The following is a 19086-nucleotide window of genomic DNA, read 5'->3' as shown; positions in this document are numbered from 1 at the left end:
AATGACACCGCCAAATACCGGCGGCCAATTCATGGAGAGCAAGGTGCGTGCCAGTTGCGAAAAGCCCGGAATTCCGGGCTTTTCAGGTAAGACATGGGAAACAAGGGTAACATCAGGCCTGCCCGGCCTGGGTCAGGAAGGTAACATCACAGCGCCGCGCGTCCACTTGCACGCACAATGGACGCTGTGACGCTTTTGAAGTGGTGCATGATCCCTTTCCGAAAATCGAAGCCGATTTTCGGGTTCATGCACTACTCCTCGTCGGCCTCGCCGGCCGCGGTGATGCCGAATTTCCGCATCTTGAGGTAAAGCGTCTTGCGCGAGATGCCAAGCGTGTCGGCGGTCGCGCCGATCCGGCCGTCGTGATGAGCCAGGCTATCCAGGATCACAGCCCGTTCGTGCCGATCCATCTGGGCCTCCAGGCTTTCGGCGTTGCCTGCAGGCCGATCGAACACCGCACCATCTTCCAGGCCAAGCACAAAACGTTCGGCGACATTGCGCAATTCGCGCACGTTGCCGGGCCATGGCCGGCCTTCGAGCTCGGCCAGCCAGGCAGCCTCCACTTTGGGAGGCGTCCGCCCCTGGCGCTTGGCGGCGAGCCCGAGAAAGTGGCGGAACAGCAGGCCGACATCGCCCTTGCGGGCGGCAAGCGGCGGTATCTCGATGCGCGCAATGTCGAGGCGGTAAGCGAGATCCTCACGGAACTTGCCTTGCCGTGCCAGCAGATGCAGGTCCGCCTTGGTGGCGGCGACTACCTGGATATCGACCGCAAGCTCGACGTTGGAGCCGAGCCGTTCGATGACCCGCTCCTGCAACACGCGCAACAGCCGCACCTGGGCGACAAGCGGCATGGATTCGATCTCGTCCAGGAACAGCGTACCGCCACTGGCATGTTCGATCTTGCCGATCCGCCGCTCGCGGGCACCGGTGAAGGCACCGGCCTCGTGACCGAAAAGCTCCGTTTCGAGCATCGTCTCGGGGATGGCGCCGCAATTGACGGCGACGAAGTTGCCCTTGCGGCCACTGAAATCATGAATGGCGCGGGCCGTCACTTCCTTGCCCGTGCCGGTTTCGCCGATCACCAGCACGTCGGTGGCAGCACCCGCAACCCGCTTCAGTTTCTCGCGCAAGACGACCATCGGCGCGGAATGGCCGATCAGCCGCGTCTCCCAGGCATCGGTGTCCGACGACAGCCGAAGTTGCCGGTTTTCGAGTACCAGATGCCGGTGTTCGCGGGCGCGGCGGACGGTCTCGATCAGATGCAGCGGGTCCGCCGGCTTTTCCAGGAAATCCCACGCGCCGGCACGCAGCGCGCGCAGCGCCATCGGGATGTCGCCATGTCCGGACATCAGGATGATCGGAATCTCGCTGTCGATCTTGCGCACCGCCGCCACGAGGTCGAAGCCGTCATGATCGGGCATGCGAACATCCGAAACGATGACGGCGGCTGTATCCGCCCTCAGCCCCGCCAGGGCCGAATTGACCGAGCCATGCGCGGCGACGCGCAGGTCCTCGAGTTCCAGCACTTCACGGCACGCGTCCAGCACATTGGCGTCGTCGTCGATCAGGATGATGTCCGTATCGGGCGTCATTCCGGTCCTTTCAGGGTGACGAGAAAACGGCTGCCTTGCGTACCGGTCTCGATGATCGAGATGTCGCCGCCGAAATCCTTGACGATGTTATAGGAGATCGACAAGCCAAGACCCAGGCCGGATCCGACTGGTTTGGTGGTGAAGAACGGGTCAAACACCGCGGCAACATCGGCCGGTGCAATGCCGACGCCGGTATCGCCGACGATAAGCCGAGCGCCGGCAACGTCTGGTTCCACCACGACACTGATATGCTTCTCAGGCCGGCCTTTGACCGCGTCGAGTGCGTTGGCAATCAGATTGATCGCAACCTGTTCTAGCCGCACCGGCTCGGCCATCACTGCGGCCTGGCCAGCAGCCGGCAGGCTCATCTCGAGAACCACACCTTCCTCTTCGAAACGATGCTCGAGCAGCGCCAGAGCATCGCGCACGCAAGCGGACAGGTCTGTTGGCCTGAGTTTCGAATCCGGGCGGCGGGCAAAGCGACGGATGTGGCTGATGTGGTCGGCCATACGGCCGGTCAGCGCCTTGATCTTGTCCAGATTGACCAGCGCCTGTTCGCCCTTGCCGCGTGTGATCAGTGTCGAGCCGCTGTGGATATGGGCGCGGATGGCCGCCAGTGGCTGGTTGAGTTCATGACCGATACCAGCCGCCATCTGGCCGAGGGCAGCAAGCTTGGCCGACTGAACGAGCTCGTCACGGGTTTGCCGGAACATCGTCAGCGCATGGGCGAGATCGCCGAGTTCGTCGGCGCCGCCAGGCAGCACAGCGGCAGCCTGGCGGCCGCTGCTGATGGCTCCGGCCTCGTCGGCAAGCAGGCGAATGCGGCTGAGCAGGTTGCGCTGGACATAGAAGATGCCGATCACCAGCGCCAGAACGACAGACAATACCGCGATCGCCGCAAGCAGCTTGCGCCCGGTGTCGATGGCAGCAGTGGCCCGCTTGGCGGCGGCATTGGCGCTCGCCTCGATCGACACCACTTCGGCTGCGATCTTGCGGCCGAGTTCGTCGACGAGGCGACCATTTTCGCCTGCAAGCTCGGTCAGCTTGGCCGCCTGGATCATCTCGGAGCGCTTGCGGTTGGGGATGCCGGTCTGGGCGTTGGACTGTTGCAGGATGCGGCCACTCAGCTGGCGCACGGTGATGCTGTCGGGCCAGTTGACGAGTGTCCCCAGCCGGCTCGCCAGTTCGTCGGCGCTGTCGCCGAGGAAGGCGTTGGTTTCCTGCACCTCTTCAGCGGTCGTTGCATTGACCAGCCGGCCGATGAGACCTGTCGCCAGATTGGCCTGCGACACGGCGGTCAGCAGCGCTTCGCTCTTGCGCTGTTCGGCAAGTGCCGCCGTGCCCTGGCTGTTGCGTGTCTCAGCCTCGATGTTGAACCTGATATCCTCGACCAGCGGCTCGGCTTCGTCGAGCAGATCAGCCTGCACCCATCTGAGCTCGTCGATGTCCGAGCGCATGGCCTCCAGCAGCGTGAAACGCTTGCCGGCAGCGACATCGATCTGGCGCAGATTGTCGTTGATGCCGTTGGCCAGCGGCAGCAACGCGCCGACCGGCGAGTTCGGGTCGCTTTCGGCCAGCAGTGACTGCAGCATCTTCAGTCGTTCGGCGTAGATGCCGCGGATCTCGTTGAACTCGGTGCGCGTTTCGGCACCGGCGAGCACGGCCGTGACCGAGCCGATGTCGGCACCCGCCTTCGAGAGCCGGGAGGCATATGCCAGCTGCGGCATCTGTTCGTTGGCGATGCGCGACAGTTCTCCGGAAAGACGCTCGTAAGACAGCCAACCGACGACACAGGCCCCGACTGCGAGGCCGACAATGGCAACGAAGGCCAGCGCGAGACGGGCGCCGATGCCAAAGCGCCAGTTTCTGGTCGAGACGGTGCCGGGATCATCTACCGCCATCATTGCCGCCACGGCTGGTAACGCATGCTGGCGGGGTCGCGCGATGCGGTCAGGATCAGGGTTTCGGCGGCAGCCAGATTTTGCTCGATGGTGCTGCGCAAGGCGCGGGCAAAGGCCTGCTGCTCGGGCGAACGCACGGCACCACGCGGCCACTCGGTCTTCAGCGGCTCGGCAAGGCTGGTCATCTCGTCGGCCGAGAGCGGTGGCATGCTCAACAGGGCCCGTGCCCTCTCGAGCATGTCTTGCCTTTGCGGATCGTCAATGTTCGCCGTCTCCAGATCGGTCAGCCGCTTCCACAACCGCGCCAGCACTGCCCTGCGGCGCACGATGTAATCGTCGAACATCAGATTGACGAGTCCATATCGCGCCGCCGAGGCGGATGGGTCGAAGCTGTGATACTTCAGCAGGCCGTTGCCGGACTCCTCAGGCAGCAGCCCGCCGTTCAACGACGCAAATACCGGGATGCGTCCGACTGCCGGGGATAGCAGGATTTTCTGCCCCTCCTCCGAGAGAACGAAGTCGACAAAACGCTCGGCGCCCTCAACGTTGCGCGCGCGCGAAAGTATGGCGATGCTCGCCGGCACGAAGACCGCATCGCGCGGAACGATGAAGACATTGTCGGCACTGGCAAAATCCGGCGCCCGCGCCAGGAAATCGATGGTGATGCCAATGCCAAAACGCCGCTGGGCGACACCGGAGGCAACGCCGAAGCTGCGCGCCGTGACCGTCGACAGGTTGCCGCCGAGCTGCGACAGCAGCGCCCAGCCACGGTCCCAGCCATAGGTCTGCAGCAGGGCTTCGACGATCAGGTGCGTCGTGCCCGAGCGCGATGGCGAGGTGATGCCTATATGCCCGGAATAGATAGGCTTGATCAGGTCCTGCCAGTCGCGCGGGACCGGCAGGCCGTATTGCGCGAGATAGGAGGGATTGTAGACGAAGCCGTAGGCCGACAAGGCGAAGCCGAGATAGTAGCCGCCTGGATCGTCGACCGGATAGCCGAGCACCTTGTCGGGCGCACCGGTGGCCCTTGGCGCGATCGGGCGCAGTTCGCCCGTGCGCTTCAGCAGTTCGAACGCATCCGCGGCGGAGGCCCAGAAGATATCGGCGGCAACCTCGGTCTTTTCGATGATGAAACGGCTGGCACTCGCCGTGTTGCGCTGGACCACGACAAGACGGATATCGGCATTCTGGCTCTCGAATGCCTTTTGAAACGGCTCGATGAAGGAAGGCGGGTAAGACGTGACAATGACAAGGTCGCGGCGCTCCGCTGCCCAGGCACCGCCTGAAAGCGATGCGAGCGCGCAAAAGGCCGATAGCGCGAGCGCCGAGAAGAAACCTATCGTGGCCAATCTACCCTCATCGTTGTGACCGCCTTCATGCAAGAAAACGCGTCAGTCCATTGCTTGGCCGTTTGGGGAAGCCAGCGCGGACGGCGCCGGCAACGGCAAACCCTCGACCCTCAGTCGTTCTTGCCGCGCGTTTGCTCGAGGAAAGCCACCAGGGCACGGCCGGCGCCAAGAATATGGTCCCGCGTGAGTTCGGCAGCCTTGTCGGCGTTGCCACCGATGCAGGCGTCGAGGATACCCTGGTGTTCGCGGCGGGCGCGGTTCATGCCGTCGGTCAATGTCAGCTGCGCACGCAGGTAACGGTCGATGCGGTCGAGCGAGGCACGCACGATCTGGAGGTAATAGGGCCGCCGCGCCGCCTCGTAGAGGCTGTAGTGGAAATTGCGATTGATCTCGCCCCACTTGGCCGAGTTGGGCTCACCGCCGAATTCCTCGCAATGACGGCGGGCGATGTCGAGCGTCCTCGCATTCATGTTGGGCACGGCAAGCCGGATGACCTCGGCCTCGACCAAGGCGCGAAACTCGAAGATCTCCTCGATCTCTTCGATCGACAGGCCAGCGACAACCGCGCCCTTGTAGCGCTCGGTGGTGATCAGGCCGTTCTGCTCGAGCCGCGACAGCGCCTCGCGCACCGGAATGCGGCTGGTGTTGAACATCGAGGCAATCTGGTCTTGCCTCAGATTTTCACCTTCGGCGAGATCACCCTCGATGATCGCCTTGCGCAGCGCCTCATAGACGATATCGGCCGCCGACGCGGCCTGCCTGATATCGACGGTTTCCAGTTTCATGAAGGTCAACCTCGCGGGATTTCGGCGAACGGCCAGCCTCAGGTGATAGGTGCATTGCGCGCGAGGGGCAACATGCCAGCTTTCTCTTCCCATACAATCGAATATTTCAGATTGTATATTGGATCCGATTTTTCTATGGATGCCGAGCTTGCATTGCGGCCCGAGGAGCGTCGGAATGCTTGCAGGACGAACCCCGGCAAAGGTCTTGGCGCGGGTATGGCGAGTTCGCGAGGAGGCGAAGGATGCGCACAAGCAAGGTGATCCACATCGTTTCGTGCCACGCGGAAGGCGAGGTCGGTGACGTCATCGTCGGCGGTGTTGCGCCGCCACCCGGCAAGACGCTGTGGGAGCAGCGCCGCTTCATCGCCGAAGACAAGGCCCTGCGCAACTTCGTACTCAACGAGCCGCGCGGCGGGGTGTTCCGCCACATCAACCTCTTGGTGCCACCGACGGATCCCAGTGCCGCGATGGGCTTCATCATCATGGAGCCGGAAGACACCCCGCCGATGTCGGGCTCCAACTCGATCTGCGTTTCCACCGTCCTGCTCGACTCCGGCATCGTGCCGATGCAGGAGCCCGAGACGCGTTTTGTGCTGGAAGCGCCGGGCGGGTTGGTCGACGTCGTTGCGACCTGCCGCAATGGCAAGGCAGAGCGGATCGCGGTCACCAATGTGCCGTCCTTCGCCGACAAGCTGGACGCCAAGCTGGAAATCGAGGGCCTGGGCACGCTGACGGTCGATACCGCCTATGGCGGCGACAGCTTTGTCATTGCCGATGCGCGGGCGCTGGGCTTTTCGGTGACGCCGGACGAGGCACGCGAACTTGCCGAAACCGGCATCAGGATCACCCGCGCCGCCAACGAGCAGCTCGGCTTTTCGCATCCGGAAAACCCCGAATGGGACCATATCTCCTTTTGCCAGCTGGCGCTTCCGATCGAGGAGCGAGGTGGCGTGCTGCATGGCCGCAACACGGTCGTGATCCAGCCGGCCAAGCTAGACCGCTCGCCGACCGGCACCGGCTGTTCGGCGCGCATGGCGGTGCTGCACGCCCGCGGCCTGATGAACATCGGCCAGCGCTTCAGCGGGTATTCGATCATCGACTCGACCTTCGACTGCCGCATCCTCGGTGAAACCACCGTCGCCGGCCGGCCGGCGATCATTCCGGAAATTTCGGGCCGCGCCTGGATCACCGGCACGCACCAAGTGATGCTGGACCCCGACGATCCCTGGCCGGCCGGTTACCGGCTCGCCGATACCTGGCCGCGCAAGCAGTAGCGGTCAGGTCTCGGAGATGATGCGCGTGGTGCCAACCCAGAGCTCGCGGGCCGGCCCCGGGCCCACATTGCGGGCGCGGTGCGGCAGCGAGGCAGGGAAGTGCAGCGTGTCGCCGGCCTTGAGCAGATACTCCTTGCCGTCGATCTCGTAGAGCATCTCGCCCTCGATCAGATAGAGAAAGTCTTCGCCCTGATGGGTCGTGATCTCCGAGGCATAACCTTGCGGCATGTGGGTGATGCAGCCATTGAGCTGGGCGCCGGGAAAGCCACGCTCGAGCAGCTCGTAGACGCGTTCCTTGGTTTCGACATTGTAGCCGCGGCGCGCGCCGGCGTGCGAAACCATCGAGTGGGCATGTTCCGGCGGCTGCGACAGGAAGGTGTCGACGCTGGTTTCGAGCGCGTTGGCGACATTGTAGAGCGAAATCAGCGAGGGCGTCGAAATCCCGCGCTCGATCTGGCTGATGAAGCCCTCGGTCAGCCCCGCCTCGGCCGCTACCTGCTTCATCGTCTTGCCGATCAGCTTGCGGCGTGCCCGCAGCATCTGCCCGATCGAGGCGACGGCAGGCATGTCCGGATGCGATGCATCCCCGTCGGCTGCAACCGCATCATCGATATCGAGGGGCATCACTGTGTTTCCGCTTGACTTCATTATTTCGATGAACTTTAGTCCAGCTAAAGTTGGTTGCGCAAGCGTAGATCGCCGCCGCACAGCCGCTTTGATGGGGAACTGCACAATGCCTTCGCGGCAATCCGGACGCAAAGAAAATTGTCCGGCAAAATTGGATAAAATATCCAAACTGACCGTTGAGGCGTAGCGCCGGCACTGCCGGCAGGCCAACAGGAGGAGAAGACATGAAACGTTTGTTGCCGTTCTTGCTCGGCGCAGCACTGGGATTGAGCGCTGCCACATCGGCATTGGCGATCGAGCGCGGTGGTTCGATGAGCTTCGCACGCTATGACGACTCGTCGATCATCGACCCGGTCTGGGCCGACCGGAATCCCGACCTGTGGATGATCACCAGCCTGTATGAAACGCTGCTGCGCAACGGCGCGGATGGTGTGATCGAGCCCGGCCTTGCCGAGAGCTACGAGGTCTCCGCCGATGGCAAGTCGATTGCGCTCAAGCTGCGCGACGGCCTGAAATTCTCCGATGGCTCGCCGATCACGGGCGACGACGTGGTGTTTTCGCTCGACCGCGCCCGCAACCCCGATGGCCCCTGGGCCGGCCTGCTCGGCTCGGTCGAAAAAGTGACGGCCGAAGGCGGCAAGCTCACGCTGTCGTTGAAGCAGCCCGATCCAACCATCCCCTCGATCCTTGCCACCTTCAACACCGGGATCATCTCCAAGGCGGCATTCGAAAAGGCAGCAGGCGCCAACGACCAGGAAAAGGCCAAGGCCTATTTCGACAACAACCCGGTGACGTCAGGGCCCTTCACGATGAAGAGCCGGGTTGCCGGTTCAAGCATGAGCTTCGCGCGCAATCCCAACTACTGGCGTGCCGGTGAAGACGGCAAGCCGCTGCCTTATCTCGATGAGGTCGATTTCGTCGTCATCCCCGACGACGCCACCCGCATACTCAAGCTGCAGGCCGGCGAGGTCGATGTCGCCGAATTCATCCCGTTCGCCCGCGTCGGCGAGTTGCGTGGCGACGCCAATCTGAAGATGGAGCTGTTCCCCTCGACCCGCATCATCTACGCGCCGATCAACACCCGCGACACCCGCAAGGACGGCTCGAAGAACCCGCTCGCCGACATCAAGGTGCGCCAGGCGCTGAACTACGCCACCGACAAAACCATGCTGATCAAGCTGGTGACCTTCGACACCGGCAAGCCAATGACCTCGCTGATGTCTGCGGCAACCCAGCTGCATTACGGGCCGGAGCCGCTCTACCCCTACAATCCGGAAAAGGCCAAGCAACTGCTCGCCGAAGCCGGCATCGACGGCGGCCTCGACATCACCTTCACCACGCTTGCCGGCAGCGCCGACGATGCGACGCTGTTCACCGCCCTGCAGCAGATGTGGGCGCCTCTCGGCGTCAACCTCAAGGTCGAGCAGGTCGACAACCCGACACGCGGCGCCAAGAACCGTTCCGGCGAGTTCGACATCCATACCTATGGCTGGGCCAACGACGTCAACGACCCGGCGCAGGTGACCGGCTGGCTCGGCTATTACAAACAGCGCCAGGCCGTCGGCACCGGCTGGAACAACGACGAGTTCAACACGCTGTTCGAGGCTTCGAACTCCGAGGTCGATCCTGCCAAGCGCAAGGACGAATACAAGCGCATGCAGGAAATCTATGCGGAGAACGCGCCGCTGCTGTTCCTCTATGAAACGCCCTTCGCCGTCGCCGTGTCGAAGTCGATCGAGGACTATGTCCAGACCCCGCTCGGCGCCAACGATTTCTCGGCCGCATGGCGCGCCAAGTGACGTCAGCATGATCGGTGGACACCGGGCGGCCCGCGCTGCCCGGTATCCGGCACAAGGTTTGGCAAATGGCTTCAATTTCATATCTCGTGGCGCGGCTGTTGCAGATCATCCCGACCTTTCTACTGGTCATGGTCTTCATCTTCCTGCTCGTGCGCATGCTGCCCGGAGACCCCGCCATCGCCATGGCGGAAGCCAAGGCGACCGACGCCCAGGTCGAGCAGATCCGTCACAATCTCGGTCTTGACCAGCCCTTGCCGGTGCAGTTCGTCATCTTCGTCAAGAACACGCTGACCGGCGACCTCGGTCGCTCGATCATGCTGAAGGCGCCGGTGACCGAAGTCATTCTCGACCGGCTGCCAACGACGATTTTCCTCGCGCTGTATTCCGTGGTCCTCGCCATTGTACTTGCCGGCCCGCTCGCCTTTCTGGCGGCATCACGCGTCAACACCACGACCGATGTCGTCATCCGCAGCGTCTTCCAGATCGGGCTGTCAATGCCGGTGTTTTATATCGGTCTGGTGCTTTTGACAGTGCTGGCGGCGCAGTTGCGCTGGTTCCCTGTTGGCGGCTACGGCAAAAACTTCCTCGACAATTTGCACCACCTGATCCTGCCGGCGCTGAGCGTCGCGCTCTACACCTCGGCGATTATCCTCAGAAACCTGCGGGCTTCGCTGATCGAGGTGCTCGATGCCGATTACGTCCAGTTCGCCCGCGCCAAGGGGCTGTCTACTCGGATCATCATGACCCGCCACGTGCTGCGCAACGCGCTGGTCTCAACCGTCACGCTGCTCGGGCTGTCGATCGGCAATCTGATGAGCGGCACGCTGGTGACCGAGACGGTGTTCGCCATTCCCGGCGTTGGCCGGCTGATGCTGGAGGCGATCTTCGCCCGCGACTATCCGCTGATCCAGGGACTGACGCTGACCTTTGCCGTGCTGGTGTCGGTCGTCTTCCTGCTCACCGACATCGTCCAATCAATGCTTGATCCGAGGCTTCGCAAGGCATGAGCGTCGTTACCCAGATCCAGCCGCACCGGCCAGGCCGCTTCCGCGTTTTCATCGGCCGTGCCTTTTCGCGGCCATCCTTCGTCATCGGCTTCACCATCATCGTGATGTCGATCGCGCTGGCGCTGTTTCCGCAAATCTTCGCACCCTACGATCCGCTCGCCTTCGACATGACGGCGATCCAGCAGGCACCGAGTCTTGCGCATCCCTTCGGCACCGACAATTTCGGCCGCGATGTGCTGTCGCGGGTCATCTGGGCCTACCGCGTCGACATGCAGATGGCGCTTTTCGCGACCATCTTCGCGCTGACCATCGGCGTCACCGTGGGGGCTTTCGTCGGCTATTATGGCGGCATCGCCGACACGATCTTCGGGCGTTGCGTCGATGCCATCATCACCTTTCCGTTTCTGGTGCTGGTGATCGCCATCGTGGCTGTGCTCGGGCCGGGCCTGGTCAACATGTACATCGCCATCACCATCGTGAACTGGGTCTACTATGCCCGGCTCACCCGTGCCGAGATCATGACGCAGAAGGCCAACGACTACGCCGCCGCCGGTCGTGTGCTCGGCTATTCCGACCGCCGCATCATCTTCCGCCACCTGCTGCCCAATGCGATGTCGCCGATCATCGTCTACTGGATGACCGACATGGCGCTGGCCATCCTGCTTGGCTCGTCGCTCGGCTATCTCGGCCTCGGCGCGCAGCCGCCGGCGGCCGAATGGGGCGTGCTGATCTCGGAGGGGCGCAACTTCCTGCTCACCGCCTGGTGGATGAGCCTGATGCCCGGCCTCGCCATCGTGCTTACCGGCCTCGGCTTCAGCCTGCTCGGCGATGCGCTTGCTGACCTGCTTCGACCGAAGGGACGCTGAGATGGCCAATCCCCAACAAGAAACCGTGCTCGAATTGCGCCATCTCAGGACCGAATTCGGCTCGCGCCAGCATCCGCTGGTCGCCGTCGACGACGTCTCGTTCGCTGTGAAGGCAGGCGAAATCCTCGGTCTCGTCGGCGAGTCCGGCTCGGGCAAGAGCATCACCTTGCGCTCGATCCTGGGCATCGTCCGCCCGCGCGGCCGCGTCGGCGGCGAGATCCTGTGGAAAGGTCGCGATCTCGCAGCGCTTGACGAGGCAGCTCTGCGCAAGGTGCGCGGGCGCGAGATCGCGATGATCTTCCAGGAGCCGATGTCGTCGCTCAACCCGCTGCTGACTGTCGGTTTGCAGATATCGGAAAACCTTGTCGCCCATACCGGCCTCGATGCCAAAGCCCGCAAGGCGCGGGCGATCGAACTGCTCGAGATGGTCGGTATTCCCAGCGCCCGCGACAGGCTCGGAGACTACCCGCACGAGTTCTCAGGCGGCATGCGCCAGCGCGTGATGATCGCCATCGCGCTTGCGTCGAACCCGCAACTGCTCTTGGCCGATGAGCCGACGACCGCGCTCGACGTGACGATCCAGGACCAGATCCTGAGGCTGATCCAGTCGCTGAGCCGCGATCTCGGCATGGCGGTGATCCTCGTCACCCACGACATGGGCGTCGTCGCCCAGACCTGCGACCGCGTGGCAGTGATGTATGGCGGGCGTCTGTGCGAGGTGGGCACCACCAGCCAGGTGATCGCTGACGCGCGCCATCCCTATGCGTTGGGGCTGCTGCGCTCGATCCCGCGCGATGTCGCGCCGCGCACGCCGCTTTACTCAATCCCCGGGGCGCCGCCGGCGCTTAATGCGCTGCCATTAGGTTGCGCCTTCACCACGCGCTGCCCCGTCGCCGGACCGGAATGCCGCGACCTGCGGCCGCCGCTTGAAACCGTCGGCCAGTTTCACGAGGTGGCCTGCCACCATCGTGTCGAGGCGCTTGCGCATTTCAGACAACAAGAGGCGGCGCAATGAACATGCTGACCATGGAGCCCGCCGCGCCGCTGCTGTCCATCCGCGACCTGTCGATGCGGTTTGCCAAGAACCGGTCACTGTCCGACACGATCGCCGGCAGGCCGCGCCAGATCGTGTCGGCGCTGAACGGCGTCGATCTCGACGTCATGCCTGCCGAAACTCTTGGCATCGTCGGCGAGTCCGGCTGCGGAAAGTCGACGCTCGCCCGCTGCATCGCGGGCCTGCACCGGCCGAGCAGCGGCGACATCCGCTTCGAGGGTGAAAGCGTCATCGGCCTCAAGGGCGCGAACCGGCGCGCCTACAACAGGCGCGTGCAGATGATGTTCCAGGATCCCTACACCTCGCTCAACCCGCGCATGACGGTGCGCGATACGCTGCGCGAGGCGATCTCGGTACACCGGATGCGCGAAGGTGCGGCGATCGACCGGCGCATCGACGAACTGCTCGATCTGGTGCGGCTACCGGAGGGCGCAGCGGACAAATATCCGCACGAATTCTCGGGTGGACAGCGCCAGCGCATCGGCATCGCCCGGGCGCTTTCGCTCGAGCCGACCTGCCTGGTGGCCGACGAGTTGGTCTCGGCACTCGACGTGTCGGTGCAGGCGCAGGTGGTCAACCTGCTGCTAGAGCTGCAGGACAATCTCGGGCTGACGGTGCTGTTTGTCGCGCATGATCTCAGGCTGGTGCGCCATGTCTCGCATCGCGTCGCGGTCATCTATCTCGGTGCCATCGTCGAGGTCGGTCCGTCCGAGGCGCTGTTTTCGCGGCCGCGCCACCCCTATTCGCAGGCCTTGCTCGCTGCTGCGCCGTCGCTGGATCCTGCCGACCGAAAACGCGCGCCGGCACTGTCAGGCGAGTTGCCGAGCCCGCTCGACATACCGCCGGGTTGCCCGTTCCACGTGCGCTGCCCGCATGCAGCCGAGCGCTGCCGCATCGAAAAGCCGATGCTGCGGCCCGTCGGCGCCGGCATGGCGGCCTGCCACTTTGCCGAAACCATCTCCGCGGCGTGAACGCCGCCACCATCTTCATTCAGGGAAAGACGACATGACATCGACCGGCAAGCCGGGCATATCCGGCCGAGTTGAAGCGCTTCGCCACAAGCTCGCGGAGGAAGGGCTCGACGGTTACGTCATCCCGCGCTTCGACGAACACCAGAGCGAATATTGCGCGCCGCACGATTGCCGGCTGGCCTATGTCACCGGCTTCACCGGCTCGGCCGGCGTCGCCATCGTAGTGGCCGACAAAGCGGCGATTTTCGTCGATGGCCGCTACCAGGTGCAGGTCCGCGACGAGGTCGATCTCGACATGTTCGCCATCGAGCACTTTCACGACGCGCCGCTCAAGCAATGGCTGGCCAACAATGTGCGCCCGGGACAGCGCATCGGCTTCAATGCCATGCTGCTGCCCTCGAGCTGGGATCAGGACTGCGGCCAGGCGGTGGCGGCGGCCGGCGGCAGCTGGGTCGCTACGCCAGGCGATCTTGTCGATGCCATCTGGTCCGGCCAGCCGGAAAAGCCGCTTGGGCAAATCGTGGCGTTTTCGCGCGCCTATGCGGGCGAGAGCGTCGCCGACAAGAAACGCCGCATCGCCGGCATGCTTGCCCAACAGGGAGCCGATTTCCTGGTCGAGGCGCAGCCCGACAACATCGCCTGGTTTCTCAACGTGCGTGGCCGCGACGTCGCTTTCAACCCGATGCCGCATTCCTTCCTGATCTTCGACAAGGACGGCCGCACCGAATGGCTTGTCGACCACCGCAAGCTGCCAAACGACCTGTCGGATTTCGAACTGGACGGCATCGCGATGGCCGAACCGGCAGCGCTGATCGAACGTATCGGCGCGATGGCCAAGGGGCGGACGGCGATCGTCGACCCCGGCTTTGCGCCTTCGGCCGTGGTCCATGCCGTTCGGGCGGCAGGCGGCGAGGTCCATCTGGCAAGAAGCCCGATGACGCTAACCAAGATGCTGAAGAACGAAATCGAGCTGCAAGGCTTCCGCGACTGTCATCGCCTCGATGGCGCGGCCTGGGTGCGTTTTCTGGCCTGGCTCGATCGCTACGGTCGAACCCGTGAGGCACAAGGCATGCCGGTGAGCGAACTGGAAGCGGAAGAGCGCATACTGACCTATCGCCGCGACAGCAGGCTGTTCGTCGAGCCGAGCTTCCACACCATTTCGGCATCCGCCGGCAACGCCGCGATGTGCCACTACAACGCCACCGCCGCGACCAATGCACCGATCACCTCGGCCGGCGTTTACCTGCTTGATTCAGGCGGCCAGTATCTCACCGGCACGACGGATGCCACGCGCACGACCGCACTCGGCGACATAAGCCCGGAAATCCGCCGCGCCTACACGGCGGTGCTCAAGGGGCTGATTTCGATGCTGATGCTAAAATTTCCCAACGGCACCTGCGGCCACCACGTCGACGCCTTTGCCCGCCGCCCGCTGTGGGAGCTCGGCCTCGACTACGACCACGGCACCGGCCATGGCGTTGGCCATTTCCTGTCCGTGCATGAGCAGCCGCAGCGCTTCGACAAGCGCGTCAACGAGATCGCACTCAAACCAGGCATGGTGACCACCATCGAGCCCGGATATTACAAGGCCGGTCAGTACGGCATCCGCCTTGAAAACCAGGTCGAGGTGGTTGAGGCCGGCGACGGCTTCATGACGTTCAGGAGCCTGACACTGGTGCCGCTCGACCTCAGCCTTGCAGATATCGGGCTGCTGAGCCCGACGGAAAAGCATTGGCTCGACTGTTATCATGACGAGGTCAGATCGGTGCTGAGCCCGAAGTTGGCCGCCGACGATCGCGAATGGTTGCAGCGAATGTGCGCGCCTTGTCAGGCTGTCTGACCCCGGTCGCAACCCTTTTGGCGGATGACTCGACACAGGCCTCCATCCGGAGGCCTGTGTGCGTTCAGGACTGTTGTTGCTGCAAAGCAGAAAACGCCCGAGAGAACCAACATTGCCCCTACTTCAGCAGGTGTTGCCCTGCCCTAAGCTGACAGCATCAACACGCCCGCGCGGTTCGAACAGATCGAACCTCCCCTGCCCAAACTCCGAATTTTTCTCGACCTCTCAGGCCAAGTAGCTTGAAAGTTGGCCACAGCTGTGTGTAGCATGCGTTGCTGTCCACTATATAGCAATACTGTCCAATATAGCAGACAAGCAAGGTCTTAGAGCGAACCGAACAAACAAGACAAACGGACCGGCGACTTCCGCGACGCGGCAGTCGGAGGGCGGAGCTGTCTTTGCCGGTGCCCCAAGGCACAATCTTTGGAGGGAGAGAAAACAATGAAACTGTCATATTTTGCATCCGCGAGCGCCCTTTGCCTGGGCCTGGCACTCAGCTTTAGCGCGACGTCCGCAGCCGAGGCAGCCGCCAACTGCATCAAGGGCGACCGCAAGGCGCCCTACACGATCGGCTGGGCCAACATCTATTCCGTTCCGACCTGGATGAAGCAGACCCAGGGTACGCTCGAAGCCCAGATCGAGGATCTGAAGAAGCAGGGCCTCGTCGACAAGCTCGTCATCACCGACGCGCAGGGCGATGCCAACGTCCAGATCCAGCAGATCCAGTCGATGATCGATTCCGACGTCGATGCGATCATCCTGATCGCCGGCTCGTCGACGGCTCCGGCACGCGTGTTGGCCGATGCCTGCGCCAAGGGCATCGCCATCATCAACTTCGACAGCCTCGTCGACACCGACCAGGTCACCGCCAAGGTCAACACGGATTCGGCCCAGTGGGGCGAGCAGGCGGCCAAGTTCCTGGTCGAGCAGATGGGCGGCAAGGGCAACATCCTGGTGCTCAACGGCCCAGCCGGTGTTTCGGTCAGCGACGACCGCCGCAAGGGCGCGACGCCAGTGCTCGAAGCCAACCCTAATGTGAAGATCCTGGCCGAGACCAACACCGCCTACAACGTCGCCCCGGCACAGGAAGCCGTCACCAGCCTGCTCTTCGCCAATCCCGAGATCGACGGCATCCTGTCGCTCGGCGGCGCGCTCTCGGCGGGTGCCGTGCTTGCGCTCGACAAGCAAGGCCGCACGCAGGTGCCGATTACCGGCGAAAATGCCCGCCAGTTTCTTGAGCTGTGGAAGGAAAAGGACCTGAAGGGTTGGGCAACCATGCAGCCGAACTGGCTCGGTGCCTTCGCCACCTGGCTTTCCGTCCAGGCGCTGGAAGGCAAGGATGTGCCGGCCTTTGTCAAGATCCCGCTGCCGGTGATCGACAACGCCAACATCGGCGACTACCTGGCGCGCGCCGCCGACTTCCCGGCCGACGGCTACATCTATTCGCCCTACGACCAGGCCCTGTTCGAAAAGATCCTGGCCGGCAAGTAAGTCTCGGGGGCAACCAGACGTGGCGAATACGGCTCCGCTTCTTACCGCGCGGGGGGTGTCGAAGGCTTTCTTCGGCAACCCCGTCCTGCGCGACGTTTCCATCGCACTCCTGCCGGGGCGCGTGCATGCGCTGCTCGGCGAGAACGGCGCCGGGAAATCGACCCTCATCAACATGCTGTCCGGCGCTCTACGGCCGGACGGCGGCACCATCGAAGTGGACGGCAAGGCGGTGTCGCACATGACACCGCCGGAGGCACGACAGGCAGGCATTGCCGTCGTGCAGCAGGAACTTTCGCTGACGGCCAATCTGTCGATTGCCGAAAACATCGGCTTGGGCGCCTATCCGCGCCGCTTCGGCCTCGTCGACTATGCCGAGCTGGCGTCGCGGGCCCGCGAGGCATGCGCGCTGGTCGGACTGCACGAACCGCTGTCGACGCCGGTCGGCGAGCTTTCGCTTGGCCGGCGCCAGATGGTCGAGATCGCCAAGGCGCTCTATCGCAAACCCCGGGTACTGATCCTCGACGAGCCGACATCGTCATTGTCGGCAACCGAAACCCGTATTCTGACCGATCTGCTGGAGAGGCTTCGCAGCGAAGGAACGGCCATCCTCTACATCTCGCACCGGCTCAATGAAGTGATGGCGCTGTGCCAGCATGTCACCGTGCTGAAGGACGGCTCGGTGACGTCGGATCAGCCGCTGGAGGGAACCGATGCGGCAGGCCTCGTGCGCTTGATGGTTGGCCGTGACCCCGGCGACCTGTTTCCCAAATGGCAGCCCTCGCCATCGACCGCGGCGGCCGTTTCAGTTCGCGGCTTTTCGGCCGGGCTGATGCGAGATGTCGACCTCGACATCAGGACCGGCGAGGTGCTCGGCATTGGCGGTCTGGTCGGCCAGGGACAGGAAGACCTGCTGCTCGGCCTCTATGGCGCGATCCCCGCCAAGGCGGCCTCGGCGATGGTCAATGGAAATCAAGCCCTGCCTAGCGGCGTGCCCAAGGCCAATGCGCTTGGCCTTGCCTATGTGCCTGCCGACCGCAAGCGTGAGGGCCTGCATCTCATCCATCCGATCATCACCAACCTGATGCTGCCCGCCTTCGCGCGGCTGCCGGCACTCAAGCCGCGCAACCGCGGCAACGAACGCGAACTGGCGCATAGCCTGGCGACCCAGCTCGGTATCAAGGGCGACCTTGGCCGGGCGGCCCAGGCGCTGTCGGGCGGCAACCAGCAAAAGGTGGCACTGGCAAAATGGATGCCGCACGAGCCATTGGTGCTTCTGCTCAACGATCCGACACGCGGCGTCGACGTCGAGACCAAGCGCGAGATCTACATCATGCTCCGCCAACTGGCCCAAGCTGGCAAGGCCGTCGTGCTGATGAGCTCCGATACGCCCGAGCTCGTGCATCTATGCGACCGCGTCGCGGTGGTGCGCGAGGGCCGCGTCGCCGCCATGCTGGAGCATGGCGCATTAAGTGAAGAAGCCATCGTTGCCGCAGCCGTCGCCGCCGACAAACCGAAAGTAGCCGCATGAGCGTCGTCCCATCCAATTCAGGGCAACGCACAGGCCGGCTCTACTGGTCGGTTCAGGCCGGCCGCAATGTCGGCGTACGCGGCCTTTTCCTGGTCGTGCTCGCCTTTATCGTCGCATATGGCTTCCTGTTCCCGGGCCTGTTCACCATGGCCGGTTTCGCCAAATTCACCCAGAGCTGGTTCCCGCTGGCTCTTGTCGCCATGGCACAAGCCCTGCTGATGCTGACCGGCGGCATCAGCCTCGCCATCGGCGCGACAGTCAGCCTCGGCGCCGTCATCGCGGCGACGACGATGGTTGGCCCGCTTGGCGTCGCCGGCGGATCCGCGCTGGTCGCCGCCACGGGTCTCGGCATCGGCGCCATCACCGGCTTCATCGTCGTCAAGCTGCGTTTGCCGGCCATCGTCGTGACGCTCGCCGGTTCGTTCATCATCGGCGGCGCGGCCCTTCTCATCCTGCCGCGCCCCGGCGGCGCCATGCCCGAATGGCTGTCCGACCTTTTGGCCGGCAATACCCCGGCGGCATTCCTGCTGCTGGTGGTGGTCGTGCTGTTGTGGAAACTCTATCTCGCGACGCCGCTCGGCCTCAGCCTCTATGCAGCCGGCGAAAATCCCGTCGGCGCCTATCGTTCGGGCGTGCCGGTCGATGCCGCGCGCATCGCTGCCTATGCGCTCAGTGGCCTGCTGTCGACGGGCGCGGGATTGTTCGTCGCGGCCCAGACCGGCTCTGGCGATCCGGTCATCGGCGCGGCTTTCACCTTGAACTCCATTGCCGCCGCCGTGCTTGGCGGCATCGGTTTCCTCGGTGGGCAGGGCACGATGCGCGGTGCGCTCGCCGGCTCTCTGCTGCTCAGCCTGATGATCTCGGTCATGTTCTTCCTCGGATTCACCCCGGTCGCGCAATATGTCGCGCAGGGCCTGATCATCATCGGCGCTGTCGCGCTGCCGCAATTCCGCAAGGTGCAAAGATGAGTAGCGCGAGCCAATCCATGTCGCCCAAGGCACG

At 63.7% G+C, this 19086-nt stretch carries 15 protein-coding genes; 10 read left to right on the top strand and 5 right to left on the bottom strand.

Annotated elements, in window-relative coordinates; translation table 11 throughout:
- Positions 1–251: 251 nt before the first annotated feature.
- The 4 genes from IHE39_RS13195 to IHE39_RS13180 all read right to left on the bottom strand — a co-directional run bounded on the left by IHE39_RS13195 (position 252) and on the right by IHE39_RS13180 (position 5627).
- Entirely contained in the window at positions 252–1592 is a 1341-nt protein-coding gene (locus IHE39_RS13195) for a sigma-54-dependent transcriptional regulator (protein WP_192566779.1), read from the bottom strand.
- On the bottom strand, positions 1589–3496 hold the full coding sequence (locus IHE39_RS13190; protein ID WP_246485470.1) for an ATP-binding protein: 1908 nt from the start codon (positions 3494–3496) through the stop codon (positions 1589–1591). Before IHE39_RS13190 ends, IHE39_RS13195 begins: the two co-directional genes overlap by 4 nt.
- On the bottom strand, positions 3493–4842 hold the full coding sequence (locus IHE39_RS13185) for an ABC transporter substrate-binding protein (RefSeq protein ID WP_192566778.1): 1350 nt from the start codon (positions 4840–4842) through the stop codon (positions 3493–3495). The genes IHE39_RS13190 and IHE39_RS13185 overlap by 4 nt, the downstream gene beginning before the upstream one ends.
- 110 nt (positions 4843–4952) lie before the next feature.
- The gene (locus IHE39_RS13180) at positions 4953–5627 is read right to left on the bottom strand and encodes a GntR family transcriptional regulator (RefSeq protein ID WP_192566777.1); all 675 of its coding nucleotides are present in this window, start codon (positions 5625–5627) and stop codon (positions 4953–4955) included.
- A gap of 242 nt (positions 5628–5869) precedes the next feature.
- Here IHE39_RS13180 and IHE39_RS13175 point away from each other — a divergent pair, with 242 nt between their 5' ends.
- Entirely contained in the window at positions 5870–6901 is a 1032-nt protein-coding gene (locus tag IHE39_RS13175) for a trans-3-hydroxy-L-proline dehydratase (RefSeq protein ID WP_192566776.1), read from the top strand.
- Positions 6902–6904: 3 nt separating this feature from the next.
- Here IHE39_RS13175 and IHE39_RS13170 read toward each other — a convergent pair whose 3' ends face one another.
- Positions 6905–7525 (bottom strand): helix-turn-helix domain-containing protein, encoded by a 621-nt coding sequence (locus tag IHE39_RS13170; protein WP_184770473.1) that lies wholly within the window; start codon positions 7523–7525, stop codon positions 6905–6907.
- A 227-nt stretch (positions 7526–7752) separates the two neighbouring features.
- Between IHE39_RS13170 and IHE39_RS13165 the strand changes: the two genes are divergently transcribed.
- From IHE39_RS13165 to IHE39_RS13125, 9 genes are all read left to right on the top strand, one after another.
- Positions 7753–9327, top strand: coding sequence for an ABC transporter substrate-binding protein (locus IHE39_RS13165; protein ID WP_192566775.1), 1575 nt, complete (start codon positions 7753–7755; stop codon positions 9325–9327).
- Between the two features lie 65 nt (positions 9328–9392).
- Entirely contained in the window at positions 9393–10334 is a 942-nt protein-coding gene (locus IHE39_RS13160) for an ABC transporter permease (protein ID WP_192566774.1), read from the top strand.
- Complete coding sequence (locus IHE39_RS13155) at positions 10331–11200, top strand: ABC transporter permease (protein ID WP_192566773.1); 870 nt, start codon at positions 10331–10333, stop codon at positions 11198–11200. The genes IHE39_RS13160 and IHE39_RS13155 overlap by 4 nt, the downstream gene beginning before the upstream one ends.
- Position 11201: 1 nt before the next feature.
- Positions 11202–12215: an ABC transporter ATP-binding protein gene (locus IHE39_RS13150; protein WP_192566772.1), complete on the top strand. Its 1014-nt coding sequence runs from the start codon at positions 11202–11204 to the stop codon at positions 12213–12215.
- Positions 12212–13225, top strand: coding sequence for an ABC transporter ATP-binding protein (locus IHE39_RS13145; protein ID WP_434781311.1), 1014 nt, complete (start codon positions 12212–12214; stop codon positions 13223–13225). Before IHE39_RS13150 ends, IHE39_RS13145 begins: the two co-directional genes overlap by 4 nt.
- 34 nt (positions 13226–13259) lie before the next feature.
- On the top strand, positions 13260–15065 hold the full coding sequence (locus IHE39_RS13140; protein ID WP_192566771.1) for an aminopeptidase P family protein: 1806 nt from the start codon (positions 13260–13262) through the stop codon (positions 15063–15065).
- 441 nt (positions 15066–15506) lie between these two features.
- A complete protein-coding gene (locus IHE39_RS13135; protein WP_192566770.1) occupies positions 15507–16556 on the top strand; it encodes a substrate-binding domain-containing protein in 1050 nt (349 codons plus the stop codon).
- Positions 16557–16575: 19 nt separating this feature from the next.
- The gene (locus IHE39_RS13130) at positions 16576–18084 is read left to right on the top strand and encodes an ATP-binding cassette domain-containing protein (protein ID WP_192566769.1); all 1509 of its coding nucleotides are present in this window, start codon (positions 16576–16578) and stop codon (positions 18082–18084) included.
- Complete coding sequence (locus IHE39_RS13125) at positions 18081–19052, top strand: ABC transporter permease (protein WP_192566768.1); 972 nt, start codon at positions 18081–18083, stop codon at positions 19050–19052. The genes IHE39_RS13130 and IHE39_RS13125 overlap by 4 nt, the downstream gene beginning before the upstream one ends.
- Positions 19053–19086 lie beyond the last annotated feature (34 nt).

It is taken from the genome of Aminobacter carboxidus, assembly GCF_014863355.1.
GTDB classification, from domain to species: domain Bacteria; phylum Pseudomonadota; class Alphaproteobacteria; order Rhizobiales; family Rhizobiaceae; genus Aminobacter; species Aminobacter carboxidus.
This window is presented reverse-complemented; position numbering and strand designations above follow the sequence as displayed.

Bases quoted from the DNA above. Each gene is read 5' to 3' on its own strand.
- IHE39_RS13195 (WP_192566779.1), bottom strand. From the start codon at position 1,592: ATGACGCCCGATACGGACATCATCCTGATCGACGACGACGCCAATGTG.
- IHE39_RS13190 (WP_246485470.1), bottom strand. From the start codon at position 3,496: ATGATGGCGGTAGATGATCCCGGCACCGTCTCGACCAGAAACTGGCGC.
- IHE39_RS13180 (WP_192566777.1), bottom strand. From the start codon at position 5,627: ATGAAACTGGAAACCGTCGATATCAGGCAGGCCGCGTCGGCGGCCGAT.
- IHE39_RS13175 (WP_192566776.1), top strand. From the start codon at position 5,870: ATGCGCACAAGCAAGGTGATCCACATCGTTTCGTGCCACGCGGAAGGC.
- IHE39_RS13170 (WP_184770473.1), bottom strand. From the start codon at position 7,525: ATGCCCCTCGATATCGATGATGCGGTTGCAGCCGACGGGGATGCATCG.
- IHE39_RS13165 (WP_192566775.1), top strand. From the start codon at position 7,753: ATGAAACGTTTGTTGCCGTTCTTGCTCGGCGCAGCACTGGGATTGAGC.
- IHE39_RS13160 (WP_192566774.1), top strand. From the start codon at position 9,393: ATGGCTTCAATTTCATATCTCGTGGCGCGGCTGTTGCAGATCATCCCG.
- IHE39_RS13155 (WP_192566773.1), top strand. From the start codon at position 10,331: ATGAGCGTCGTTACCCAGATCCAGCCGCACCGGCCAGGCCGCTTCCGC.
- IHE39_RS13150 (WP_192566772.1), top strand. From the start codon at position 11,202: ATGGCCAATCCCCAACAAGAAACCGTGCTCGAATTGCGCCATCTCAGG.
- IHE39_RS13145 (WP_434781311.1), top strand. From the start codon at position 12,212: ATGAACATGCTGACCATGGAGCCCGCCGCGCCGCTGCTGTCCATCCGC.
- IHE39_RS13140 (WP_192566771.1), top strand. From the start codon at position 13,260: ATGACATCGACCGGCAAGCCGGGCATATCCGGCCGAGTTGAAGCGCTT.
- IHE39_RS13135 (WP_192566770.1), top strand. From the start codon at position 15,507: ATGAAACTGTCATATTTTGCATCCGCGAGCGCCCTTTGCCTGGGCCTG.
- IHE39_RS13125 (WP_192566768.1), top strand. From the start codon at position 18,081: ATGAGCGTCGTCCCATCCAATTCAGGGCAACGCACAGGCCGGCTCTAC.